Raw genomic sequence first — 24,441 nt, forward strand, 5'->3', positions numbered from 1 at the left:
TTCCGGGCGAAGCGCGGTCGCCGCGCCACTTGCGGACGTTGCCCTTGGGATCGAAAGCAGACCTTCAGACCGCACGCTGCCAGCTCGGTCGCGCCTGCTACAGGTAGATTTGCACGTGTAGGCGCGGCGTCGCTGTATTGTACGTCCTAAAGCATGCTGCAGCACGGGGCCTTGGTGGCGGGCGTCGCCGAATCTACAAGACGGTGAACCCTAACGCTTCCAGTCTAGGCTTCATGGCCTTCAAGTCGGCGGCGGGGACACCAATCCAGAGGAGGTCGCGGGGGCGGGTGACGGCGACATAACCGATGCGCCCGATCTCGCTGCCCGTGCCCGCGAGCATCCCTTCGAGGTGTGACTTGGTGGCGATGTAGAGCACCGCATCGAGGGTCTCGCCCTTGGCGCCGTGGACCGTGTCGACGCGAAGCGGCTTGACAGGATCGGCCTTCACAGTCGACACCGGCGTCGAGGGCAAAGCCTTGGCGCTGAGCCGCATGGCCAGGTTGGACGCCGCCGCCAGGCCGGTGCTGGCCTCGATCGCTGTGAGTAACACCTGGGTCGAGATCCGTAAGGCGTCCAGCCAGTCCGTGTTGGCCTGTAGGTGGGCGCCGGGAAGCCCGTCGGTGCGCGAGCGCACGAAGTTCCAGATCAGGCGGCGGACCGGCCGAAGCTCGGGATGACGCTTCGGGTCGAGCAGGTTATGGGCGAATCCCTCCGGCGGGGTCTCCAGCAGCGATTGCTCCAGCGCTTCGGCGACCAGGCGAAAGGCGCGGTGATACTCTCCGCGCCCATCGCGAAGCGCCGCGGCCCGCGCCAGCATGCGCACTGCGCCGGCACCCAGCGCGGTGCCGCCGCCGGTGATGGTCTCCACTAGTGAGGTGGCCCGGCACAGCACGGCGCTTCGACCGACATCCAGGCCACAAGCCTCGATGGCCTGACGGAAGGCCGCAATCAGCGCGTCGTGGCCGTTGGGCACGTAGGCGACGGCATAGGCGCCGGCGGGCGGCCCGACCGACCGCCGATGGGTCTCGCCGGTCTCGCCGGCCAAGCGCTGGGCGATCTCGTTTATGGCCGGGATCGATCGGTAGTTCCGGCTGAGCGAGTAGGGAGTTGTCGAGTGACCGCGCAAATAGGCGCCGTCGGCGCCAGCGTATTCATAGATGCCCTGGTGCGGATCGCCGATCAGGGTGACGGAGGAGCCCGTCTTCGCCAACAGGCCCAGGATGGCCTGCTGCGCCGAACCAATGTCCTGCGCTTCATCCACCAGGATTTCGGGATAGCGGTGGGCGAAGGCCTTCAACAGGTCGGCCTCGGCCATCAACGCCTTGCAAGTCCAGAACCGGCCGAGGTCGTGGGTGTAGGCCCCCACCTTGCCCAGCCGCTCGATCAGTCCGAGCGCCTTGGACTTGTCGAGCGCGACTTGGGTGCCCCGGATGTCGAGGAAGAACTCGAACCGCCGGTCGACCACTTTGGTGTGGATCTGACCGACAGAGATGGGCGGAGCGCCTTTCGACAGCGGCGGTAGGGTGAAGCCCTTCAGGAACGGCTCCGAGCCCGACACCAGGAACGCGGCGCGAGGCGCCTTCATCACGCGATAGGCATGCGGGCGTAGGATGTTGGCGGTGATGAACCCGTCGATCGTATCGATCTCGACCCCGCCGCCAGGTGGAATTGACCTGGCCTCGCAGAGCGCGGCGAAATCGCGCCGGAAGGTGTCGACCGCGATGTTGGAGAACGACAGCAGCGCGACGCGCCCGCGAGCGCGGTCGAGGCGGCGGCGGACCTCGACGAGGCGATGGACCGCCGTGCGCGTCTTACCGCTGCCGGCGCAGGCGAGCACGGCAAGCGGGCCGAGACCGGCTGCGATCACCGCCTCCTGCTCGCCGGAAAGGCTGGTCATGTCTCGGCCTGGCATGCGTGGGCGATGGCATCGCGGATGTATTGCGGGACCTTGCGGGTGGCTCCAGTCGCTAGGAGGGCCTGGGCGAGCGCCTGGCCGAACTTGCCCTTCTGGACGTTGTTCTGCTCCCGCTCGAACATCCCGCTGAATAGCGCTCGCGCCCGGGCGGGCGGGCCGGCCAACGCCGTCACCGTCGCGTCCAGGTCCGCTCCGATCTGTGGGTGGATCTCCTTGAGCGCGGTCAGCATGGTGGCGACGTTCTCGGGCTCAAGGGCGAGGTCGTATTCCAAGGTTTTCTGGCCATGGAAAACCTTGACCAGGCTGTCCGCCAAGTCCTGCATCTTCTTTGTGTTGTCGGAGACCGTGACCGTGTCGCCGGCGGCGGGGTAGAGGGCCTTTCCCTTGTCATCCGTGGGATCGGCATCGGTGATCACCGACACCGGAATCTTCAACGCCTTCTCACCGAACAGGGGCAGGAAGCAGTCGAAGTTCAGGCCCTCGACGCTGATCAGGCTGACCCCGTAGTCCCGCAGCTTGAAGCCGGCGAGCTCGGCCAGCACGCTGACCAGCATCAGCTCGGCCGCGCCCTCCACGAAAATGATCCGGCGGGCGAAGAAGATTTCGGCGCGGGTGACGTCGAGGTAGCGCTCCAGCTTCTCGCGCTTGCCTTTGGCGAACTTGATCGAGCGAGGCTGGAACGCCTCGACGTGACCGCCTTGGTCCACCAAGCAGACTAGGGTGTTCAACTCCGCGATGCTGGCGAAGTTCGGCGAGTGGCTGGTGACGAAGATTTGGACGGGCTTTTCGCCCGCGACCGTCTTCTGGATGTCGGCCAGGTAGCGGAGCAGCACCGCCTGGAGCTGCGGATGCAGGTGGGCTTCCGGCTCCTCGATAATCAGGCCGCGGTAGGCCGCGTCGGTGTTCTTGGCCATCTCGCTCAACACGACGGCCATGTAGATGAGGTTGTTGAACCCGAGGCCGTTCTGATCGATTTCGAACTGATCGACGGAGATGGACAGGCGCGCGGCCAGACGCTGGAAGTCGCTGGCGCTGAGGCCAATCTCTAAGGCCTGAGCCAGTTGATCGCCGAGCATCGACTCGTGGCGCCCAGTGATAGCGGCCTGGGTGCTCTTGATCGGCTCGTGGGCCTTCAGGGTCTTGTCCAGCTCCAGCAGCGCTGCGTTGACCGCCTCTTTGCCTGCGTCGTCGGTCAGAATCTGCAGCAGCCGCGCGAGCTGGCTGCCTCGGCTCGGCCGCAGGCCCTGGGAGGCGTCGCGCAACGCCGGCAGGTAGACGCCGCGCAGGTGGTCGCCCATCTCCGTGGTCAGGCCGTTCTCACGGTGCTCCCCGCACCAGCGCTTGGCTTGCAGCCGTCCGCCCTTGTCCGGCTCGGAATAGGCGACAGAGAAGTAGGCGTGCATCTTGCCGTCGTCGTCCGGACGGATGGCGGCCATGAACTCGGCCTCGTCATCCAGGCTCAGGTCTGCGAAGGTGAATTCGAACAGGATCGAGCCGGACGGTTCGCCACCCTTGGGGTGGTGAATGTCATCGACGTTGAGCCTGGGGTAGGGTTCGTCGATGCCGCCGAGCAGCGCGCGCAGGGCGTCGACCACGGCGGTCTTCCCGGCGTTGTTCGGCCCGACGAGGATGTTCAGGCCCTTCTGGAACTCAAGGGTCACGTCCTTGAGCTTGCGGAAATTCACGATCCTCAACTTGGACAGATACACCCGATCCTCCCGTCGGCAGATCCACGCGCGGGTGGGCTCGGAGAATCATCGCCGCTGCGCAGTATAGTTGCAGTTGTACAGTGACTGTTACCTCACACGAGTAACCGAGGGCTGCGAGGTTAGGGCGCTTGACTACACCGTCTGGGACACTTTGAGGCAAGTAGCTTCCGTCCTCGGCGCAGCCGACTCCGTCAACGCCCGCCTTCTTGCAAAACTACCCCGTGGAAAGGCTCTATATCCGCAATAGCCCTCCAAAAGGATCCCATGGACTCGCTCCTTTCGAACGCTGTTCAGTCCATCGAAATCGGAGTCGAGGACTTCAAATCATCCGATCCCCGGCGGCTTGCCTCGGCCGTCCGCAATGTTCAGGCCGGCATACTCCTGTTGTGCAAGGAGAAGCTTCGGTGCCTGTCGCCGCCAGGGAGCGACGAGGTGCTGATCAAGGCGCGGATTGTTCCAGGCCTGGACCCGGCCGGCCAGCTTGCATTCAAGGGGCATGGCGACAAGACCGTCGACGAACAACAGGTTGTCGATCGGTTCGGTCAGCTCGGAATTCGTCTCGATTGGGGCCCGCTGCGTAAGCTGACCATCCATCGAAATGTCCTGGAACACTACCGATACTCTGGCAGTCGTGAGGAGCTGCGCGAGGTGGTGGCGCAGTCGGCGACCATGATCCGACGCCTCTTCGACGTCTTGGAGCTGGATCCTGTCGACGAACTCGAGCCTGATTGCTGGGAGTTCCTGCTCGAGAACGAGGCGGTCTTCCAAGAAGAGTTGGCGCGCAGCCGCGCGTCAATCCAGACCATGCTTTGGCGGTCGCCCACGATGGCCCGCGCCGCGGCGACAGACCTTTCGTGCATGAATTGTCGCTCCGACCTGCTTGAGCTCGAGAACCCCGATGACGTTGAGCAGGACACTGCCCGCTTCAAATGTCGGGCATGCGGATGGACCTTCCCAGCCAAGGCACGCATCTGGCCAACCCTCGTCCAGTATTTCGGCCAGGATCTATATGAAGCCGCCACTCAGGGAGGCCTCGCCCCGCTCTTCAAATGCGATGCCTGTGGCGAGGTCGCAGTGGTGGTCGACGAGGGAGAGTGCGCCTCCTGCGGTAAGGGCGGATACGAGCTCCGTTGCGAAGTCTGCAACACGATCCTGACTGACGAAGACCGCGAGCAAGGCGACTCCCGATGCCTTCAACACCTCGATGCCGAGATCGCCTTCTTCAGCCGAGATCGCCATCCGACCGCCGAGTAGCGACGGCTTGGCCCGTGATCGCGCGGATGGGCGCGGCGCTATGGTAGGTTCCGACTTCGTTCCGAATCGACCTCAATGGCTACAGCACTTGGATACGTCGACCATCGCCCCTTCGCTGGGCTGGGCGCCCGGCTGATCTTCGGCCGCCGGCCGGATGGATCTGTTATTCGTATAGAGGACGTGCCAAGCGGACTGGCTTGTGACTGCGTCTGCCCTGCCATCGACTGCGCCCAGCCCCTGATTGCCAGCAAGGGCGAGAAGGTCGCGCATCACTTTCGACATGTGAGCAGTGCGGTCGGCTGCTCGGGCGCCGAGACGAGCGCGCACATCTGGGCCAAGCAGGTCCTGGAGCAGGAAAAGGCTATATGGCTCCCGGCGATCGAGGCGACAGTCAAAGGCGTCACCGTCACGCTCTTTCCCAAGCAGAAATTCAAGTTCGACGCCGTGCGGCTGGAAACGCGGATCGGCGAGGTGGTGCCCGATGTGGTGTTGTCGAAATGTGCCCATGACTTGATCGTCGAGGTGCAAGTCACCCATGCCTGCGGGCCGGAGAAGATCGCCAAGCTCGAAGCAGCTGGGATGTCGACCCTCGAAGTCGACCTCAGCGCCTACCGCACCTGTGACGATGAAGCGAATGTCCGAAAGGGGATCCTAATCACGGCGCCAAGGCGCTGGCTGGTGAATTCCAAGCTTGCGGCGGCCGAGGAGGCTGCGCGGCTCAAGGCTGCTGAAGTCGAGGCTGACCGGCGGCGCGCGGCGGAAGCAGAGGCCGCCGAACTGATGCGTCGGTTGGTTGAGGCGCCCAGGATGAACGAGAAGCCCTTTCAGCCCCTGGTCGAGGCGGCGGAAGCGCTCGGGCTGGGTCACCTGCTGGACGGCCCTGAACCGGCGCCGTCCGGATTCGCCGTTTCGACGCGAACCTGGCGCGCGGCCGTTTTCATCCGCGTCATCTACCCGGCGACCGCGCCTGGAAATTCCTGGTGGCAGCCGACCGTGGACTTTAATCAGGCAGCGGAGAAGATCCGAGACCTCTGGGCCCTCCCCTTTCGGCCGAAGATCGAGCTGAGCGTTCTTCGCGCGCTGGCGCGTCGACAACCAGCCATCGCGCATCCGACTGATACCGTCAGGGCTTTCCTCGAGCTTCTCCTGCAGGATGGACTGCTGACCTACGCCAAGGGCGACTATTCGGTGGCCCCCCACCATCGACAGGCCCTGAGAGACGGTGCCAAGGCGATCAACGAGCGGACGAAGCGATCGAAGGACATTGCCGAAAAAGTCGAGGCCATCCTTCAGCTGGCCGATGACGACGAACGTTCGGGCTTTCGTCTGGACGATTGGATGCGCACGCCGCCGCCGGGCTTTTCAACAGCGCCAGCCGACTTGATCGCCACCGGCGGCGAGGAGTTCGAGCGCCTGGAGAGTGCTTTGTACGGGCTCGAACCCATGCCCTGGCGTCGGACCATCCCGAGAGATGCCGTGGGGCTTCCTGTCAAGCGCCACCTGGAGCGCGAGGCCGAAATGGCGCGCGCAGCCGAGGAGGCCGCAGAGGCCGCACAGCAAGCGGAAGCCGAGAAGGCGCGGCTCAGTCGGATCGACAGGATCAAGGCCTATGCCACCGCCGCGCTGGGCTGGACGGGCAAGGAATGGCTGGAGCAGATGCCAGTCAACGCGACGATCTCTCGCCTGGCGGCCGCAGGCGCCAGCGACGAGGGCTATGAGCGGATCAGGCGGGGAATCGAGAAGGTAACTGCCGACCGGCGCCTGGCGCAGGAGCAGGCTGAGGCGATGGCGCGGCGCCAAGCCGTCCTTCGGCGTCGGGCCGCCGCAGCGCTGCCAGAGACCCATGCCGCATTTTTCTTGAACAACGCACGGGGCGAACTTGGTCGCCGCACCCCGCTGGAGGCTTGCGGCAGCGACCGCGGACTTGATGACGCCCTTGCGTTACTTCCGAAGAGACGACGCCACTAGCCTGCAAGAGGGACATCCCCTTGACTGCGACGCTAGGTGCCCCAGATTCACGGTGGGCCGCAATCGTCGGCCTGGCCGCTGCCCTGGCGAAGAGCATTCGCTCAACGACACCGTAGACCATGGTTTTCACGCCGATTTCCCATCTGGCCGTGAGAGCGAGCAGCGCGTTTTCGCGAAGGCCAAGACAAGGAAGTCGAAGTGTATACGACCCATGACGGTGCCAAAAGGCGCGCCAAGGAATTGAAGCGGCTGTTCGACGACAGCGGGCTGCGATACCCCCTCCACAAGACCCAACGCGCGATCGCCAAGGCTGGCGGCTACGCGGATTGGCACGAGCTGCAGGCGCGGCTGGCGGCCTCCGCGCCCGCTCAGGATTCGGCCACGTTTCGCCGCCACTTGCTCTCCGCCCTCCCCTTCCCGTGCCATGCCCCGGTCATGGCGTGGCTCGACGATGAGTTGACCGACGTCGCGCTCGAACCGGGAATCCCGCCGCGCTACTTCCGCGACGTTCACCCCTACGTCATGGGTGCCTCCGTTCTGCACCGCAGTCGCACGGCCCTGCTACGCCCGGGCTCCGGCGTTGGACAGAAGCTGCGGGAGCAACTTGTCGTCGGGCTCCTGCTGAACATCCACGGCGGCCCGAGCCCTTGGCCTCGTCTCGACCCCGAGTCCCTGGCCCTGGTTTTCGAGGGCGATCTGAGGGCTCTGTTCCGGCAGGATGTCGACCACGCCCGCTTCCCAGCGGAGTTTCAGCGCCTGCAAGAGGAGGGCCTGCTCGTCTGGAGCGGCGGGGTCCTTGAGGTGATGCCGCCCGACGTCGATGCGCTGATGGGGTGGGTACGCGATCACAACACCCGGCTCGCGGAACACTGGGTCGAAGACGGGCAGAACGCCGACATGTTGGCCGATAGCCTGCGCAATGCGCTCGCCGCGATCGGCATCGACAACGCCCGGCGTGTGGCGGACGCTGTCGCCCGGCAAGGCTCGGACGCCTACGTCACCCCGTCAGGCGCGATCCTCGAGTTGATGACGAACCTGGCTGCACAGGGAGACATCGCCACGCTGGCGCGCGCCTACGCGCTGTTCGCGCGCATGCACCGCGTGAACAGCAGGTTCGTTCGCGAGCAGGTGCCGGCCAAGATTTTGTCCAACTACTTCAGCGGGCGTCTCCAGCTGGATATGCGCAAGGCGGTCGCGTGGGCGTCGCAGACTCCCGGCTGGGAGACAGAACTGAAGGCGTCGCTGGCTGAGCCCGCGATGTTCGTTTCGGCGGTTTATCGGATGGCGGAGCAAATCCGCGCGGCGGCGTGACATCAAAGCTGTGGTAACGGCGCTGATCGCGCCGCTGAGATCGCAGTATAGCTGGAGATTAGCCTCCCCAACCCAGTACGCTACCCGGAGATCACGTCTGGCCGGTCATCCTCGCACCGCGTCGAAGTGGCTCTGACGGCGGAGCAACTCAATCTTCATATTTTGCGCAAGCGCCCTCGCGAAGTAGCGCCGGCAAGGCGCGCAGCGTCGCCCCATCGCGAAAGTCTGGCCTCATGCGCGCCCACTGAGTGAGAGTCGATGGTGCTCCTGGCGTTGCGCCCGGAAACGGACACTCCCGACGTCAGCAATGAGCCCAAAGCGGCAGCCCTCCGCTCCCACCCCCTACGGCGTCTGCCGCAGGCTCTCCCACGAGCGGTTCGCGCCCGCCGCCGCCGCGTTTGCGGCCGGGGCCTTGGCGCTGCGCAGCCAGGCGAGGTTGTTCTCGACCATTTCGGGCGGCAGGTCCTGGCGGGCCAGGCGTTCGGCCTCGTCCAGCCGGCCCGAGAGGCCGACCACCAGGGCCAGGTTCTGGCGCACCGCGATCGGGGCGTCGGGCCGGGCGGCGGCCTGGCGCAGGGTCGCCTCGGCCTGGGCGGTGTCGCCGCGCGCGGCGTAGTACATGCCCAGATTGCCCAGGGCGACGGGGTTGTCCGGGGCCAGGGCCAGGGCCTGGCGGTGGGCGGCCAGGGCCTCGTCGAAGCGGCTGGCCTGCTCGTAGGCGACCCCCAGCAGCGAGGGGATGCGCCAGTCGCGCGGCGCCAGCTTCTGCGCCTGGCGCGCGGGCTCGATGGCGTAGAAGCCCCGGCCGCGGCCGACATGGCTGCGGGCCGCCTCCAGCAGCGCCTCGACATTGTTCGGGGCGGTGATCAGGGTGCGCTGCGCGGCCTGCAGGGCGTCGTCGTAATTGCCCATCTGGCGCAGCGCCTGCGAGAGATAGACCCCGGCCTCGGGGTCGGCGGGGTCCAGCTCGGCCTCGTGCGCCCAGAACGCCGCGCGGGCCAGCGGATCGAGCCGCTGCACCTGGGCGCGCTCCTGGGCCGTGGCCTTGCGCGGCGCCGCGGCCGCTTCGCCGGCCTTGTCGGCCGGCTTTGCAGAGGGCGCGGCCAGGGCCGGGCTGGCGCCCAGGGTGAGGGCGAGGGCGGTTGCGGCGAGGGCCGACATGCGACACATGAAGTGACGGGCTCCGGGTGATTGCGGCCAAGCATCCCCCGCCCGCTTAAAGGAAGCGTTAAGCATAATTTCCGCCGCCGGGCGGGCTTGGAGAGCGCCATGACCGAAGTCGTCGTCGACCATGCGGAGGGCGCCGTCGTCCCCGTCCATGCGCTGCGCGAAAAGGAGGTCGCCGGCTTCCTCGACGGCCGCCAGGCCTTCGTGAAGGCGTTCGCCGAGCTCTCGGAGTTCAAGGGCAAGCCCGGCCAGGTGCTGGTCGTCCCCGACACCGAGGGCGGCCTCGACCGCGTGCTGTTCGGCCTGGGCGAGAGCGGCGACGCCCAGGCGTTCCGCGCCCTGGCGGCCAAGCTGCCGGCCGGCGACTACCGCATCGCCTCGGCCCCGGCCGAGCTCGCCCCCGACCAGGTCGCGCTGGCCTTCGCGCTGGGGAGCTACCGCTTCGACCGCTATAAGAAGAAGGGCGAGAAGCATCCGCGCCTGGTGGCGGGGGAGGGCGTCGACGTGGCCGAGGTGCGCCAGGTCGCCCATGCCTGCGCCCTGGCCCGCAACATGGTTAACACCCCGCCCAACGACATGGGGCCGCTGCAGATCGAGACCATCGCCCGTGAGATCGCCGAGCAGCACGGCGCCTCGATCACCGTCATCACCGGCGAGGGCCTGCTGGAGGCCAACTACCCGGCCGTCCACGCCGTCGGCCGCGCCGCCACGCCCGAGCGCGCGCCGCGCATGATCGAGATCACCTGGGGCGAGGCCGGCAGGCCGCTGGTCGCCCTGGTCGGCAAGGGCGTGGTGTTCGACACCGGCGGCCTCGACATCAAGCCGGCCGCCGGCATGCGCACCATGAAGAAGGACATGGGCGGCGCCGCCCACGTGCTGGCGCTTGGCCGGATGATCATGGCGGCCAGGCTGCCCGTGCGGCTGGCGATCCTGGTCCCGACCGTCGAGAACGCCATCTCCGGCGACGCCATGCGGCCGGGCGACGTGCTGGCCAGCCGCAAGGGCCTTTCCATCGAGGTCGGCAACACCGACGCCGAGGGGCGGCTGATCCTAGCCGACGCCCTGACCCGCGCCGCCGAGCTGGAGCCGGCGCTGACCCTCGACCTCGCCACCCTGACCGGGGCGGCGCGCATGGCGCTCGGCCCGCAGTTGCCGCCCTTCTACACCGACGACGACGAACTGGCCGGCCAGATCGAGGCGGCGATGAACGCCGTCGCCGACCCGATGTGGCGCATGCCGCTGTGGAAGGGCTATGTCGACTCGATCGACTCCGACGTCGCCGACGTGAAGAACGACTCCGACGCCTGGGCCCAGGCCGGGTCGATCACCGCGGCCCTGTTCCTGCAGAAGTTCGCGCCCAGCGGCCCGTGGGCCCATTTCGACATCTTCGCCTGGAACCCGCGCGGGCGGCCCGGCTGGCCGTCGGGCGGCGAGGCCCAGGCCATCCGCGCCCTCTACAGGATGATCGCGGACCGCTTCGGATGAGCCTCGATCCCCGCGCCGTCCTGGCCCGCCCCGACCTCGCCGCCCGCGACCTGGAGGCTATCGTCGCTGCCGATCGCTATGACGATAGGCGCCGATACGTCTGTCGGACCCCTGCCGCGGCCTTGCGCCGCGCGCCATCGTCCGACGCCGAGCAACTCGACCAACTCCTTTTCGGAGAAGGGTTTGACGTGCTTGAGGTCCAGGACGGCTTCGCCTGGGGCCAGGCCCGCCGCGACGGCTATGTAGGGTTTGTGGAAGCTGGCGCCCTGAAACCTGCCGATAGCGTCGCCAATATGAAGGTTTCTGCGCTCCGCACCTATGCCTTCGCGCAGCCCAGCATCAAGTCGCGGGCCATCGGTCCGTACTCGCTGGGAAGCCTGCTGACGGTCGAGGCGCGGGAGGGCCGATTCGCCAAGGCGGCGGACGGCGGTTGGTTCGTGGAGGATCACCTGGCGCCGATCGGCGTCTTCGAGGCCGATCCGGCCGCCGTGGCGCTGCGCTATCTGGGGACGCCGTACCTGTGGGGCGGGCGCGAGAGCCTTGGCCTCGACTGCTCGGGCCTTACGCTGCAAGCGCTCGGGGCCTGCGGCGTGGCCCTGCCGCGCGACACCGACCAGCAGGCGCAGGGCGGGGCGGCGGTGGCCGAGAGCGACCTGGCGCGCGGCGACCTGGTGTTCTGGAAGGGCCACGTGGCCATGATGCTGGACGGCGAGGCCATCGTGCACGCCAACGCGCACCACATGGCCACAGCGATCGAGCCCTTGTCGGTGACAAGGGCTCGCTACGTCGCGGCGGGGGTGGGCGAACCCACCGCTTTCCGCCGTTATTAGAAGGGCTTAGTGCGTGGCGGCCGGGGCCGCAGTCGCCGGGGCGGCGGCGTCGCCAGCGGCCGGAGCCGCAGCTTCCTCGGCGGCCGGAGCCGCGGCGGCCGCCGGGTTCGGGGCCGGGAAGGGCAGGTTGGAGCCCTGGGTGTTCAGATAGGCCAGCAGGTTGATCCGGTCCTCGGCCTTCTTCAGGCCGACGAAGGTCATCTTGGTGCCCGACAGGTGCTTTTGCGGGGCCTTCAGGAACTCCGAAGTCTCCTCGAAGGTCCAGACGCCATGAGTACCGTGCTCGATCATCGCCGGCGAGTAGGCGAAGCCCGGATGCTGGCCCGACTTCTTGCCCAGGACGCCATGAAGATTGGGGCCGGTGCCGTTGGGGCCGCCCGCTTCGATGGTGTGGCAGGACTTGCACTTGGCGAACACCGCCTCGCCCGCCTTCACGTCGGCGGTCGGCAGCACCGTGCCCCAGTCGATCGGCGCCTCGGCCGCAGCGCCGCCGGCGCTGGCCTCCTCGGCGACCTCGATCGCGTAGCCCGGCTTCTCGACGGCGTGCGGGGCGAAGACGCCCGAAGAAATTTCACGAAGGCCGACGATGGCCAGGCCGGTCGCAAGCACGGCGCCCGCGACTTTATTGAACGTCAGGTCGCTCATAGTCTCTAAATCGGCCCTCTTAACGGCCAGCCGCAGAGGCTGGCGTCAGCGCGGGAATCCCCGCCCCTTATTGCGCCCGGCTCTCTTACACGCTACCGCCGCCCGCGCAACCAGCCAGTTGGTCGCTTCCGGGTGTCATGAAACCGATCATCCTCATTCCTGCACGCATGGCGGCCACCCGGCTGCCTGGGAAGCCCCTCGCCGATATCGAGGGTCTGCCAATGATCGTCCGTGTGCTGCGCCAGGCGCAGGCCGCCAACGTCGGTCCCGTCGCGGTGGCGGCCGGCGACGCCGAGATCGTCGAGGCGGTGCGGGCCGCGGGGGGGCGGGCGGTGCTGACCGATCCCGACCTGCCCTCGGGCTCGGACCGCATCGTCGCGGCGCTGAACGCCCTGGACCCTGCGGGCGAGCACGACGTGGTGATCAACCTGCAGGGCGACATTCCCTTCCTGGCGCCGTCGGTGGTCGAGGCCGCGGCCCGGCTGCTGGCCGAGCAGCCGAGCTGCGACATCTCCACGGTGATGGTCGCCGAGGCCGACATCGCCGAGCGCAGCAATCCCGACATCCCCAAGGTCGTGGCCTCGATGGCCCCCGACGGCCGCAGCGCCCGCGCGCTCTATTTCACCCGCTCGGTGCTCTATGGCGACGGGCCCGTGTGGCTGCACCACGGGGTCTACGGCTACCGCCGCGAGGCGCTGCTGCGCTTCTGCGCCGCCCCGCCGTCGCCGCTGGAGATCCGCGAGCGCCTGGAACAGTTGCGCGCCCTGGAGCTGGGCATGTCCATCTGGGCCGCGGTGATCGACGAAGCCCCGATCTCGGTGGACAACCCCGCCGACCTCGAACGCGCGCGTAAATATGCAAGGGAACACGCATGACCAAGGGACGCATCGCCTTCCAGGGCGAACTCGGCGCCAACAGCCACGAGGCCTGCGTCGCAGCGTTTCCGGACATGGAGCCCGTTCCCCACGCCGCCTTCGAGGAAGCCTTCGACGCGGTGAAGATGGGCGACTGCCAACTGGGCATGATCCCGGTCGAGAACTCGATCGCCGGCCGCGTCGCCGACGTGCATCACCTGCTGCCCTCCTCGGGCCTGAGGATCATCGGCGAGCGGTTCAAGCCGATCCACTTCCAGCTCATGGTCAATCCCGGCGTGAAGCTGGAGGACGTCAGGACCGTCGCCTCGATGCCGATCGCGCTGGGCCAGTGCCGCAAGTCGCTGCGCCGCATGGGGCTGAAGACCGAGCCGGTCGGCGACACCGCCCTGGCCGCCAAGCTGCTGTCGGAGCATCCCGATCCGACCCGCGGCGCCGTCTCGCCGGCCCTGGCGGCCGAGCTCTACGGCCTGGAGATCGTCGCCCGCGACATCGAGGACGAGCACAACAACACCACGCGCTTCCTGGTGATGACGGCCGATCCGAACCCGCCGCCGCCGCCGTTCACCGCCCCCTGCGTGACCAGCTTCATCTTCCGCGTCCGCAACATGCCCGCGGCGCTCTACAAGGCCCTGGGCGGCTTTGCGACCAACGGGGTCAACATGACCAAGCTGGAGAGCTACATGGAGAACGGCGCCTTCACGGCGACCTTCTTCTACGCCGAGGTCGACGGGCGGCCCGAGGACCGCGGCCTGGCCCTGGCCTTCGACGAACTCAAGTTCTTCTCGGAACGCTTCGAGATCCTCGGCGTCTATCCGGCCGACCCCTTCCGTTCGCGAGCCGGCTGATGAACACTATCGAGATCGACGCCAGCGGCTGCTGGAACCGCAAGGAATTCGCCAGGCTGCTGCAGGAGACGATCCAGGCGCTGCCGGGGCATGGCTCCAGCGTCGAGTCGTTCGTCGACTCGATGGTGTTCGGGACCATGAGCGAGCTGTCGCCGCCGTACCGGATCGTCGTGCTGGGCGAGCTGCGGCCCGAGGTGCGGGCCTTCGCCGCCGACCTCTCCAACGCCATCGGCCAGGCGCGCCTGGAGCGCCGCACCCGCCGCGGCGACGACGTCGAGGTCAGCCTGAAGGTCGGCTAGGTACGGCCGCCCTGCCACGAAGGGGGAGAACTGGGGTTCGGCGTCATCCCGGTTTGCGAAGCAAGACCGGGACCCATTCGCGCCGCGGTGCAGGATGCGGCGCGGCCTCGCCATAGCTGTGCTCGGCGGCTCAGTCCCCGCTCTCGGCCCAGGTCTTCAGCAGTTGGTGGGCGATGGCCATGGCGCCGGGGGCGAACGTGCCTTCGACCTTGCCGGCCAGCACGTCCCTGGCCTCGGCCTTGGTGAACCAGCGCACTTCGGAAAGCTCAGTCTGGTCGGGCGTGGCCTCGTCGCTGGCGACCTGGGCGATCAGGCCGATCATCAGCGACGACGGATAGGGCCAGGGCTGGGTCGAGTGGTACTCGACCGACAGGGTCTTCAGCCCCGCCTCTTCCTCCAGCTCGCGCGCGCAGGCCTCCTCGATGGACTCGCCGGGCTCCAGGAAGCCGGCCAGGGCCGAGAACATGCCCTTGGGCCAGGCCTCCTGGCGGCCGAGCATGCAGCGCTCGCCATGCACCGCCAGCATGATCACCACCGGGTCGGTGCGCGGGAAGTGCTCGGCCTTGCAGGCGGGGCAGGCGCGCTTCCAGCCGCCGTCCACCACGTCGGTCTGCTCGCCGCAGGATGAACAGTGGCGGTGCCGGCGGCGCCATTCGAACATCGACTTGGCGGTGGCCATGATCGCCGCGTCCGTGGCCGGCAGCCGCAGGGCCATGGCCCGCAGGTCCTCGAATCGGCCCAGCCCGGCCAGCGGCCCGTCGGCCGGGTCGTGCCCGCCCTCCAGGTCGATGGCGAACACCGCCGTCTCCTGCCAGAGGCCCATGAACAGCAGCCGCTCGGGCCCGCCGGACAGGTCCTCGGCCATGCGCGAGGGCAAGTAGGCGATCTGCACCCCGCCGTCGGGCGCGTTCTCGACGAACGGCCGGCCGTTCCAGAGGGCGATGGCCAGGGAATCAGGCGCCAGCAGCTTCTCGGCGAGCCAGGACGCATCCCCGCGTCTCTCGCTCGCGCGGTTCAAAGGGTTGCCGGCGAAGGTGTTTTGATGGGCGGAAAGCGGCATGCGCGGAGTTGTAGCTGCGCTGGCGCTTGCGCGCGAGCGCCAAGGTCGCGATATAGGGGGCGGAGATCGGCGACGGGCGGACGCCTCGCCAACCCGGTCAGGTCCGGAAGGAAGCAGCCGTAACGAGTTTCGCTCCGGGTCGTTGTTCGGTCTCCACCCAGCCCCACAAGGCTTCAGCCTCCATCCTCGGGCGCCAATGGCAGAAGACGACGAACCCGAGACGTTAGAGCGCGATCCCAATACGAGCGATATGTTCGGCGCGCCCGCTGCGCCGCCGCCTGCGCCGGTCGAGGAATCGGCCGCCTACACTGTCATCGCGCGCAAGTACCGGCCGCAGACCTTCGACGACCTCTATGGCCAGGAGGCGATGGTGCGCACCTTGCGCAACGCCTTCGCCAGCGGCCGGATCGCTCACGCCTTCATGCTGACCGGGGTGCGCGGGGTCGGCAAGACCACCACCGCGCGGCTGCTGGCCCGGGCGCTGAACTACGAGACCGACGCCATCCACGAGCCCACCCTCGACCTGACCGAGGAGGGCCGGCACTGCCGCTCGATCATCGAGGGGCGGCACATGGACGTGCTGGAGCTGGACGCCGCCAGCCGCACCGGCGTCAACGACATGCGCGAGCTGCTGGACGGGGTGCGCTACGCCCCGGTCGAGGCCCGCTACAAGGTCTACATCATCGACGAGGTGCATATGCTCTCGACGGGGGCGTTCAACGCGCTCCTGAAGACCCTCGAAGAGCCGCCGCCCCACGCCAAGTTCATCTTCGCCACCACCGAGATCCGCAAGGTGCCGGTGACGATCCTCAGCCGCTGCCAGCGCTTCGACCTGCGCCGGGTCGAGCCGGACGTGATCGTCAAGAACCTCGACATGATCGCCGGCAAGGAGGGCGCGCAGGTCGAGCCCGAGGGCATGCTGCTGATCGCCCGCGCCGCCGAAGGGTCGATGCGCGACGCCCAGTCGATGCTCGACCAGGCCATCGTCCAGGCCGAGGCCGGCCAGATGGTCACCGCCGCCTCGATCCGCGACATGCTGGGCCTGGCCGACCGCGCCCAGACCATCAGCCTGTTCGAGCAGGTGATGCGCGGCCAGGCCGGGCCGGCGGTCGAGACCTTCCGCAGCCTCTACAACTTCGGGGCCGAGCCGGGCCAGGTCATGCTCGACCTGATGGACCACACCCACGGCGCCTCGGTGGCCAAGGCCATCGGCCCGCAGGCCCTGACCCTGCCCAAGGAGCAGGCCGCCCGCCTGGCCGCCGTCGGCGCGGCGGTGTCGGCCGGCAACCTCTCGCGCATCTGGCAGATGCTGCTGAAGGCCCATGAGGAGGTGCGCCGCGCCCCCGACGCGGCCGCGGCCTGCGACATGGCACTGATCCGGCTGGCCTACGCCGCCGACCTGCCCGGCCCGGAAGAGGCGCTCAAGCGGCTCGCCGCAGGCGATTCCATGCCCAGCGGCCCGGCGCCTGGCGGCGGGGGCGGCGGTGGTGGAGGAGGCGCTACGGCCAGCCTGGGCGGCGGCGTCACCGCCCAGGCCCGGGTCATGGCGCCGCCGCAGGAACAGGCCGACGCCGTACCGACCCTGAACTCGTTCGCCGACGTGCTGAACCTGATCAAGGCCAAGCGGGACATCGTCCTGCAGTTGGACGTCGAGCGCTTCGTGCGCCCGATCAGCTTCCGCCAGGGGGCGATCGAGTACGAACCCGTGCCCGGCGGGCCGAACAACCTGGCCCAGCGCCTGGTGACGCGGCTGAAGGAATGGACCGGCCAGCCCTGGCTGATCGCCGCGCGGGGCGGCGGCGGGACGGAGAGCGCCTGGGAGCGCCAGAAGCGCGAGGCCCAGGAGGTCCGCGCCGAGATCGAGGCCGATCCCTTCGTCCTGTCGGTCATGCAGGCGTTTCCGGGGACCGAGATCGTCGGCGTGCGCAACCTGCCGCAACCGGATATCGCGCCCGTGATCGAGGGCGTTGAAGACGACGAAGACGAAGAGTGAGATTGCGATGAAAGACCTCGGCTCCCTCATGAAGCAGGCCCAGGCCATGCAGCAGAAGCTGGCCGACGCCCAGGCGCGCATCGCCGAGATCGTGGTCGAGGGCACGTCCGGCGGCGGCATGGTCAAGGTGACCCTGAAGGGCACGGGCGAGATGTCCGGCGTCGAGCTGGACGAGAGCCTGCTGGCCCCCGGCGAGGGCGAGGTGATCTCCGACCTGATCGTCGCGGCCCACGCCGACGCCAAGCGCAAGCTGGACGCCCAGCAGTCCGAACTGATGCGCGAGGCCGCCGGCCCGCTGGCGGCCATGGGCCTGCCGGGAATGCCGAAGTTCTAAGCCTTTGGGCGCTTCCGCCGGACCTGAGATCGAGCGGCTGATCTCCCTGCTCTCCAAGCTGCCGGGCCTTGGCCCGCGCTCGGCCCGGCGCGCCGCCCTGGCGCTGCTGAAGCGGCGCGACCAGCTCTTGCTGCCGCTGTCCGACGCCCTGTCGACGGCGGCCGAGCGGGTGAAGACCTGCGGCGTCTGCGGCTCGCTGGACACCCAGGACCCCTGCGCCATCTGCGCCGACCCCCAGCGCGACGCCTCGCTGATCTGCGTGGTCGAGGAGGTCGGCGCGCTCTGGGCGATGGAGCGGGCGGCGGCGTTCCGCGGGCGCTACCACGTGCTGGGCGGCCTGCTCTCGGCCCTGGACGGGATCGGGCCAGAGGCGCTGCGCATCGGGCCGCTGGTGGCCCGCGCCGCGGAGACCGGCGTGCGCGAGGTGATCCTGGCCCTGCCGGCGACGGTCGACGGCCAGACCACGGCCCATTACCTGGCCGAGCGGCTGGAGGGGGCGGGCGTCAGCGTCACCATGTTGGCGCGCGGCGTGCCGGTCGGCGGCGAGCTCGATTGGCTGGACGACGGCACCATCAACCAGGCCATGCGCGCGCGCCGGCCGGCCTGACGGCTATTTCAGGCCCGACCAGTCGGCGGCGCCGAGCGCGGCGATCACCTCGTCGAGATCGGCCTTCAGGCGCTTGAAGCCCTTGGTCGGCTCCAGCGTGCCTTCGTTCAGATAGAGGCCGCGGTTGATCTCGATCTGCAGCGCGTGGGTGCGGCGGTTGGGGCGGCCGTAGTGCTCGGTGGTGTAGCCGCCGGCATAGGGGGCGTTGCGGGCCACCTTGTAGCCGCGGGCCTCGAGCTCGCGCTCGACCTTCTGGGTCACCTGGGCCGAGCAGGAGGCGCCGAAGCGGTCGCCCAGCACCATGTCGCAGGGGCCGTCGCGGCCGCTGGCCTTGGCCGCGGCGGCGGGCATCGAGTGCCAGTCGATCAGGATGGCGTAGCCGTGGGCGGCGTGCGCCTCGCCCAGCAGCCGGGCCAGGCCGGCGTGATAGGGGGTGTGGACGCCCTCGATGCGGCGGCGGGCCTCGGCGAAGGTCAGCTTGCGCGCATAGATCTCCTGGCCCTCGGACACCACCCGGGCGATGGCGCCCAGGCCCGCGGCCACCCGCGCGGTGCGGGCGCGGGCGAAGTCGGGCAGCTCGTCGGCGAACATCGCCTGGTCGAGCTCGAAGGCCTCGCGGTTCACGTCGATATAGGCCCGCGCCAGGTTGGCGCAGATCAGCGAGGCGCCATGGCTGGGGCCGGTCCCGATCAGCTCGTCGACAAAGGCGTCTTCCGACCGGCGGATGGCGTGGGCGTCGAGCGCCGCGGCCTGCATCATGTCGTCGGGATAGAGCCGGCCCGAATGGGGCGAGGCGAAGACCAGGGGCGTGGGCGCCGGCGCGCCGTCAGCCGCAGCGCGCCGCACCTCGAAGGGTGAAATGGCCGGCGCGGAACGGTTCGCGGCGATGGGCTCCCAGGCGTTCATCGCCGCCATATGACGGTGCGTCTTCCTGTGGGTCAAACGGATCGCGCATCCCAGAGCCTGTCCCGGCTGGCTTGCATCAAGCCAGCCGGGGCTCGTCCTCTTGGATTTGGAGCCCTTCTTGTCCACTCTCGATCCATCGGGAGTGGGAAGGGCTCCAGACGGTTCATCGGGGATTTACGTCTGGCCAGCTAGTGTGGAGGCTTACTTGTTGCGCCTTGCGGAGCTCCCATGCCCCGAATTCTCCTCGCCGAAGACGATGACTCCCTGCGCGGCTTCCTGTCCCGCGCCCTGGAGCGTGCAGGATATGAAGTGACCTCCTGCGCCGACGGCGAGGAAGCTGCGGCGATCCTCGACCAGGACTGGGACCTGCTGCTCACCGACATCGTCATGCCGGGCATGGACGGGATCGAGGTCGCGCGCCTGGCCGCGGCCCAGCATCCGGGCCTGCGCATCATGTTCATCACCGGTTTCGCCGCCGTCGCCCTGGCCGCGGGCGAGAGCGCGCCGCCCGGCGCCAAGGTGCTTTCCAAGCCCATCCACCTGCGTGAGATCGTCTCCGAGGTGGAGCGGATGATGGCCGCCGCATAAGGTGTGAAAATGCGGCCGAGGGCGCTTGCGCAAGCCCGCCCTCGCCGCTATACCGCCGCCTCCCGTTCCCGAAAGGGAGCCGAGTGGTTCGGACGTGTAGCTCAGCGGGAGAGCACCTCGTTGACATCGAGGGGGTCACAGGTTCAATCCCTGTCACGTCCACCATTCCTTCCGCCGCTGAGCCGGTGTGATTTTCCTCCCCGCCAATACCTTCAAGACGTCCGCCGGTTAGGCGGCTATGCATCCCTGCGTCCGGCTCTCCGAGAGCCGCAAACCGGCGCCGAAGGCCTCCATTCGCCGCGTTCTCTCCAGGGCCATTCCGGAAGTGTAGGTTTCGATCGCTGGTCGTCAGCCGGGCAGCTCTTCACGGTACAAGGCGTTGATCAACTGCGGCAGCGTCCGCGCGGTTCGGACCGCCTCCTGCAGTTCATCCAGCATTTCCCGTTCCTCCCGCGGCGGCCCATCCTCGCCGGCGATCGCTTCGTCGTCCCGCCAGTCGTCCGGATTGGCCTCGATCGAGGCGCATGCCCGCTCTTTCACCTGGTCCAGGGCGAGGGGATCGATCTCGACAAGCCGCTGGTCGATCCGGTGCACGCTCTGCCGCATCAAGAAGCGGAACGCCCGCTCCCAGAAGGGCCTCACGACGCCGAGGTCAACGACGGCCAGAACCTTCCAGCACCGACCACCGCTGTCGGCCAGCACCATCCCGAGCCGCTCGCCATGCTTGAGCTCCCAGGAGGTGCAAGTCGAGAAGTCCTCGGAGTCGAGAAACCAGGTCAAGCGCTCCCGCCCCGGAACCGCGTAACGCCCGACATCGCGACGAAACGCCAGGGCGGGAAACGAGGGAGCGTCCAGGGTCAACGGCGCTTGTCCGCCTGGGCTTTTCCAGCCGCTGCAGGATGGCCGACCGCCGCGCCCGTTCCGACTTTCGACCAAGTGGGCGTCCCGTACATGTATCTCTCCACCGCATTGAACTGCGGCTTGCCTTTGTAGGAGTTGGTCAGGCGCCCGTGAACCTCGGCGCTGGGCATGGGCTTGATGTTCCACGGCTGGTTCTTGATCCAGTCCGGCACGTTCTTGCCCCAGCCATTCTGTGGAATGGCCCAGTGATGGCCATGCTGTTTTGGCGCAAGCATGCCCCTTTCCTTGCCCAACCACGGCCTCACGTACCGGTCCCAATCGTACGGATTCTTCGCCGCATTCTTTGCGACGTCCGCCCCTCCCTTTCCTTCCCTGATCCCCGCTCGCGCGATGCTGTAGGGCAGGGCCGAATTCGTAAGGGCCGGGACGGGTCGTCCGCGCGCCGCCCACGCCGCCATCCCCCAAAGGTCCCTTCGACCTTCCTCGCCACGGCGCTCTTGCGTCGCGGTGGCGGACGGACTTTTGCGCGGGGGCGTCAAAAACCCTTTCGGGATAACGGTGTTGCGATTTGAACGCAGTTCGGATGCATTGTTGCGGTTCTGCAAAATTCACCTAGCGCCAGGGCTGCGAACGAGCATTTGATCCTCCTACCCACGGGCGACCATCGCGTCAGATCGAAAACGGCGTCCGTCGAGGGGGAGGAAATTTGATGTTGAAGAGCAGGTATCTCTGCGGCGGCTCCGTCATGGCCGTTGCTCTGGCCCTGGGCGGCCAGGCCTTTGCCCAGCAGGTCAGCACCGTCGAGGAGGTGGTGGTCACCGGGTCGTTCATCCGCGGCACGCCCGAGGATGCGGCCCTTCCCGTGGACGTGATCAGCTCGGACGACCTTGAAAAGCAGGGTTCCCCGTCCACCGTCGAGCTTCTCAAGGCCCTGCCGGTCTCCAGCGGCGTCCTGGGCGACACCAACCAGTTCGACCCGCGGGCCCAGGGCTCGGAAGGTTCGGGCTCGGTCAACCTGCGCGGCCTCGGCGCGCAACGGACCCTGGTCCTGATCAACGGCCGCCGCATGGCCTCGAACCCGTTCGGCCAGGCCGGCGCCGGGATCGTCGACACCAACATCATCCCGTCGGCCGCCATCGGCCGGGTCGAAGTGCTGAAGGACGGCGCGGCCGCCACCTACGGCTCGGACGCCATCGCCGGGGTCGTGAACTTCATCACCCGCCGGGACTTCGACGGGCTCGAGCTGAACGGCAGCTACCGGTTCATCGACGGCTCGGACGGCGACTACACCGGCAGCATCCTCTTCGGGCACACCTGGGACAACGGCAACGTCCTGCTCAGCGCCGGCTACCAGCACCGCTCGGAGCTGCCGACGACGGAGCGCGACTGGGCGACCCAGTCCTACTTCAACAACCCGGAAGGCGGCTGGTCGGCGGGCAACGCCGTCGCCCCGTTCCTGCCGGTGACCAACGGTCCGAACGGCGCCTTCATCCCGGCCGCGGGCTTTGCGCTCGACAACGGCTGTACGCCGCTGGGCGGCGTGGCCCAGGGCGGGGCCCTGCCGGCCTGCTTCTTCCCGTACATTCCGTACGACAACCTGGTCGAGAAGGAAGACCGCTTCCAGCTCTATGGCGAGGCCAACGCCGACCTGGGCGAGAACGCCCAGCTACACATCGAGGTGTTCTACTCCGAGACCGACGTGCCGGAGTGGAAGACTTCGCCGTCGTACCTGGCCCTGCAGACCCCGACCGCGAACACCAACCCGACCGTCGGCCAACTGCCGGCCTCGGTGCTGGCGGGCTATTTCGTGCCGGCCTCCAATCCGGGCTTCATCGCCTATCGCAACGCCAACCCGACGCAGATCCCGGCCTTCGCGACCGGCGCGCACATTCCGGGCGTGCGCTATCGGCCGCTGTCGTTCGGCGGCAACCCGGCGTTCGACTACGGGCCCTCGGAAGGCCGGCGTCATTATGATGCGTTCCGCGTCAGCGGCGGCATCAAGGGCCAGTTCAACGACGCCGTCGGCTACGACTTCGCCCTGACCTACGGCCAGGAGACCGGGGTGCGGACCGGCTACGACACCGTGGTGTCGCGGTTCCAGATGGCGCTGCGCGGCTACGGTTCGCTCAACAACGGCGCGGCCGGCGGCTGTACGGCGGCGGAGACCAACAACTTCACCACCAACGCCGGCAACACCGCGCTGGGCTGCTACTACTTCAACCCCTTCTCCAACGCGGTCTCCAGCAACGCGATCACCGGCGCGACCAATCCGGGCTTCAACAGCTCGGTGGCCAACGACCCCGAGCTGGTCCGGTGGTTCTTCCAGGAGGTCTCGACCAAGCAGACCTCGAAGCTGTTCGTGGCCGACGCGGTGTTCAACGGCGAACTGCCGTGGGAGCTGGGCGGCGGCGCGATCGGATGGGCGGCCGGGGCGCAGTTCCGGCGCAGCTTCTTCACCTCGTCCTATAACGACCTCAGCAACATCGACGCCAACCCCTGCATCGACACCCCGTTCAACGGTTCGACCGACTGTGCGGTGCGCAACGGTCCGCTGATGTTCCTGGGGACCGGCGAGGAAGCCGATCTCGAGGCCGACGTCTACGGCCTGTTCGCCGAAATGGCGCTGCCGGTCACCGACGACCTGCAGATCCAGTTGGCGGCGCGTTACGAGGACTACGGCGGCGAGACCGGCTCGACGCTCAATCCGAAGATCGCGGTGCGCTGGCAGGCGACCGACATCCTGGCGTTCCGCGCCTCGGCCGGCACGACCTTCCGCGGCCCGCCGCTGACCCAGTTGAACACCAGCAGCGTCACGGCCCTGTCGTTCATCGGCGGCGCCTTCCGCGCCATCGACATCTTCGGCAATCCGGACCTCGAACCGGAAAAGGCCACGACCTACAGCGTCGGCGCCCTCGTCAAGGTCGGTAACTTCAAGGGCAGCATCGACTACTGGAACTTCGACTTCGAGAACCCGATCGTCGCCGAACCCTCGGCCTCGATGGTCAACACCATGTTCCCGGGCGGCGCGTCCACGAACTGCGACCAGCCGGCCTTCGCGGCCCTGCAGGCCCGCTTCGTCTTCCAGGGCGCCTGCAACATCGCGACGATCTCGCGGGTGCGGACCAACTGGACCAACGGGCCGGGCGTGAAGACCTCCGGCATCGACGTGCTGGCCGACTACGACGTCGGCGACGTCTGGGGCGGCGACCTGCGGTTCGGCGGCTCGGTCAGCTACACGATCGAGTACAAGGTCGATCCCTTCAAGATCGGCGACGTGACGGTCGAGAACGCCTTCGACGCGGTCGGCTACCTCAACTACCAGCTCACCGCGACGTCGCTGCCGCAGCTCAAGGGGTCGGTGTACGGCGAGTACTCCCACGGGCCTCATAACTTCCGCTGGACGGTCAACTACATCGACTCCTACGTCGATCAGCGGGCCTCGATCTTCGCCCCCAACCCGGTCAACGGCGCGGTCCAGCCGAACGGCGCCAAGATCGACGAGAGCTGGGTGCACGAGATCGACTACCGGGTCCTGCTGCCCTGGGACTTCACGGTGAACGTCTCGATCGACAACGTCTTCGACACCGAGCCGTCCTTCGCGCGACTCGACCTCAACTACGACCCGTTCACGGGCAATGCGCTGGGCCGGACCTACAAGGTCGCGGTCAAAAAGAAGTTCTAAAGCCAGGCGGCCGGCCGCGGGGCGACCCCCTGCGGCCGGCTTGCAGCCGCCTTCAAGGCGCCGCGGGGTTCCCCCGCGGCGCCTTTTTCTTCGGCCGCGGCATGGGC

General features: G+C 67.9%; 21 protein-coding genes, 1 tRNA gene and 1 other RNA gene. 15 read left to right on the plus strand and 8 right to left on the minus strand.

The window, feature by feature from the left end; genetic code table 11:
• Positions 1–193 precede the first annotated feature (193 nt).
• Together RTL41_RS12440 and RTL41_RS12445 are read right to left on the minus strand one after the other, a co-directional pair.
• The gene (locus RTL41_RS12440) at positions 194–1,897 is read right to left on the minus strand and encodes an ATP-dependent helicase (protein ID WP_312164842.1); all 1,704 of its coding nucleotides are present in this window, start codon (positions 1,895–1,897) and stop codon (positions 194–196) included.
• The gene (locus RTL41_RS12445; protein ID WP_312164844.1) at positions 1,894–3,624 is read right to left on the minus strand and encodes an ATP-dependent endonuclease; all 1,731 of its coding nucleotides are present in this window, start codon (positions 3,622–3,624) and stop codon (positions 1,894–1,896) included. Before RTL41_RS12445 ends, RTL41_RS12440 begins: the two co-directional genes overlap by 4 nt.
• 264 nt (positions 3,625–3,888) lie before the next feature.
• On the opposite strand from RTL41_RS12445, the gene RTL41_RS12450 reads away from it, so the two are divergent.
• The 3 genes from RTL41_RS12450 (at position 3,889) to RTL41_RS12460 (ending at position 8,157) form a co-directional block, all read left to right on the plus strand.
• The gene (locus tag RTL41_RS12450) at positions 3,889–4,878 is read left to right on the plus strand and encodes a hypothetical protein (RefSeq protein WP_312164845.1); all 990 of its coding nucleotides are present in this window, start codon (positions 3,889–3,891) and stop codon (positions 4,876–4,878) included.
• A 75-nt stretch (positions 4,879–4,953) separates the two neighbouring features.
• On the plus strand, positions 4,954–6,846 hold the full coding sequence (locus RTL41_RS12455; RefSeq protein ID WP_312164847.1) for a hypothetical protein: 1,893 nt from the start codon (positions 4,954–4,956) through the stop codon (positions 6,844–6,846).
• A 198-nt stretch (positions 6,847–7,044) separates the two neighbouring features.
• Positions 7,045–8,157: a hypothetical protein gene (locus RTL41_RS12460; protein ID WP_312164849.1), complete on the plus strand. Its 1,113-nt coding sequence runs from the start codon at positions 7,045–7,047 to the stop codon at positions 8,155–8,157.
• 342 nt (positions 8,158–8,499) lie between these two features.
• On the opposite strand, the gene RTL41_RS12465 is transcribed toward RTL41_RS12460, so the two are convergent.
• On the minus strand, positions 8,500–9,318 hold the full coding sequence (locus RTL41_RS12465) for a tetratricopeptide repeat protein (RefSeq protein WP_409418332.1): 819 nt from the start codon (positions 9,316–9,318) through the stop codon (positions 8,500–8,502).
• A gap of 108 nt (positions 9,319–9,426) precedes the next feature.
• On the opposite strand from RTL41_RS12465, the gene RTL41_RS12470 reads away from it, so the two are divergent.
• A complete protein-coding gene (locus RTL41_RS12470) occupies positions 9,427–10,809 on the plus strand; it encodes a leucyl aminopeptidase family protein (protein WP_312164853.1) in 1,383 nt (460 codons plus the stop codon).
• On the plus strand, positions 10,806–11,639 hold the full coding sequence (locus RTL41_RS12475; protein ID WP_312164855.1) for an NlpC/P60 family protein: 834 nt from the start codon (positions 10,806–10,808) through the stop codon (positions 11,637–11,639). The genes RTL41_RS12470 and RTL41_RS12475 overlap by 4 nt, the downstream gene beginning before the upstream one ends.
• A 6-nt stretch (positions 11,640–11,645) precedes the next feature.
• Here RTL41_RS12475 and RTL41_RS12480 read toward each other — a convergent pair whose 3' ends face one another.
• A complete protein-coding gene (locus RTL41_RS12480; protein ID WP_312164857.1) occupies positions 11,646–12,284 on the minus strand; it encodes a cytochrome c family protein in 639 nt (212 codons plus the stop codon).
• A 137-nt stretch (positions 12,285–12,421) separates the two neighbouring features.
• Here RTL41_RS12480 and RTL41_RS12485 point away from each other — a divergent pair, with 137 nt between their 5' ends.
• From RTL41_RS12485 to RTL41_RS12495, 3 genes are read left to right on the plus strand one after another with little or no spacing between them, the layout of a single operon-like run.
• Positions 12,422–13,159, plus strand: coding sequence for a 3-deoxy-manno-octulosonate cytidylyltransferase (locus RTL41_RS12485; RefSeq protein WP_312164859.1), 738 nt, complete (start codon positions 12,422–12,424; stop codon positions 13,157–13,159).
• Positions 13,156–14,004: a prephenate dehydratase gene (locus RTL41_RS12490; RefSeq protein ID WP_312164861.1), complete on the plus strand. Its 849-nt coding sequence runs from the start codon at positions 13,156–13,158 to the stop codon at positions 14,002–14,004. The genes RTL41_RS12485 and RTL41_RS12490 overlap by 4 nt, the downstream gene beginning before the upstream one ends.
• Complete coding sequence (locus tag RTL41_RS12495; protein ID WP_312164863.1) at positions 14,004–14,303, plus strand: hypothetical protein; 300 nt, start codon at positions 14,004–14,006, stop codon at positions 14,301–14,303. The genes RTL41_RS12490 and RTL41_RS12495 overlap by 1 nt, the downstream gene beginning before the upstream one ends.
• Positions 14,304–14,433: 130 nt before the next feature.
• On the opposite strand, the gene nudC is transcribed toward RTL41_RS12495, so the two are convergent.
• A complete protein-coding gene (gene nudC, locus RTL41_RS12500) occupies positions 14,434–15,363 on the minus strand; it encodes an NAD(+) diphosphatase (protein ID WP_312164865.1) in 930 nt (309 codons plus the stop codon).
• A 60-nt stretch (positions 15,364–15,423) separates the two neighbouring features.
• Here nudC and ffs point away from each other — a divergent pair.
• From ffs to recR, 4 genes are all read left to right on the plus strand, one after another.
• Positions 15,424–15,522: signal recognition particle sRNA small type (gene ffs / locus RTL41_RS12505), an RNA gene on the plus strand.
• 37 nt (positions 15,523–15,559) lie between these two features.
• Positions 15,560–17,356, plus strand: coding sequence for a DNA polymerase III subunit gamma/tau (locus RTL41_RS12510; protein WP_312164867.1), 1,797 nt, complete (start codon positions 15,560–15,562; stop codon positions 17,354–17,356).
• 7 nt (positions 17,357–17,363) lie between these two features.
• Positions 17,364–17,690 (plus strand): YbaB/EbfC family nucleoid-associated protein, encoded by a 327-nt coding sequence (locus RTL41_RS12515; RefSeq protein ID WP_312164869.1) that lies wholly within the window; start codon positions 17,364–17,366, stop codon positions 17,688–17,690.
• Between the two features lie 4 nt (positions 17,691–17,694).
• Positions 17,695–18,297, plus strand: a complete 603-nt coding sequence (gene recR, locus RTL41_RS12520; RefSeq protein WP_312164870.1) for a recombination mediator RecR — start codon at positions 17,695–17,697, stop codon at positions 18,295–18,297.
• A 3-nt stretch (positions 18,298–18,300) separates the two neighbouring features.
• On the opposite strand, the gene RTL41_RS12525 is transcribed toward recR, so the two are convergent.
• On the minus strand, positions 18,301–19,203 hold the full coding sequence (locus RTL41_RS12525) for an N-formylglutamate amidohydrolase (protein ID WP_312165131.1): 903 nt from the start codon (positions 19,201–19,203) through the stop codon (positions 18,301–18,303).
• Positions 19,204–19,431: 228 nt separating this feature from the next.
• On the opposite strand from RTL41_RS12525, the gene cpdR reads away from it, so the two are divergent.
• Both cpdR and RTL41_RS12535 read left to right on the plus strand, forming a co-directional pair.
• Positions 19,432–19,791: a cell cycle two-component system response regulator CpdR gene (gene cpdR / locus RTL41_RS12530; protein ID WP_312164872.1), complete on the plus strand. Its 360-nt coding sequence runs from the start codon at positions 19,432–19,434 to the stop codon at positions 19,789–19,791.
• Positions 19,792–19,881: 90 nt separating this feature from the next.
• Positions 19,882–19,956, plus strand: a tRNA-Val gene (locus RTL41_RS12535).
• A gap of 183 nt (positions 19,957–20,139) precedes the next feature.
• Here the strand turns inward: RTL41_RS12535 and RTL41_RS12540 are convergent.
• Entirely contained in the window at positions 20,140–20,571 is a 432-nt protein-coding gene (locus tag RTL41_RS12540; protein WP_312164873.1) for a hypothetical protein, read from the minus strand.
• A gap of 77 nt (positions 20,572–20,648) precedes the next feature.
• Positions 20,649–21,257 (minus strand): hypothetical protein, encoded by a 609-nt coding sequence (locus RTL41_RS12545; protein ID WP_312164875.1) that lies wholly within the window; start codon positions 21,255–21,257, stop codon positions 20,649–20,651.
• Between the two features lie 140 nt (positions 21,258–21,397).
• Between RTL41_RS12545 and RTL41_RS12550 the strand changes: the two genes are divergently transcribed.
• Complete coding sequence (locus RTL41_RS12550; RefSeq protein WP_312164877.1) at positions 21,398–24,334, plus strand: TonB-dependent receptor domain-containing protein; 2,937 nt, start codon at positions 21,398–21,400, stop codon at positions 24,332–24,334.
• Positions 24,335–24,441: the final 107 nt, after the last annotated feature.

The sequence above is a fragment of the Phenylobacterium sp. genome (assembly GCF_031984885.1).
In the GTDB taxonomy this organism is placed as follows: Bacteria; Pseudomonadota; Alphaproteobacteria; order Caulobacterales; family Caulobacteraceae; genus Phenylobacterium.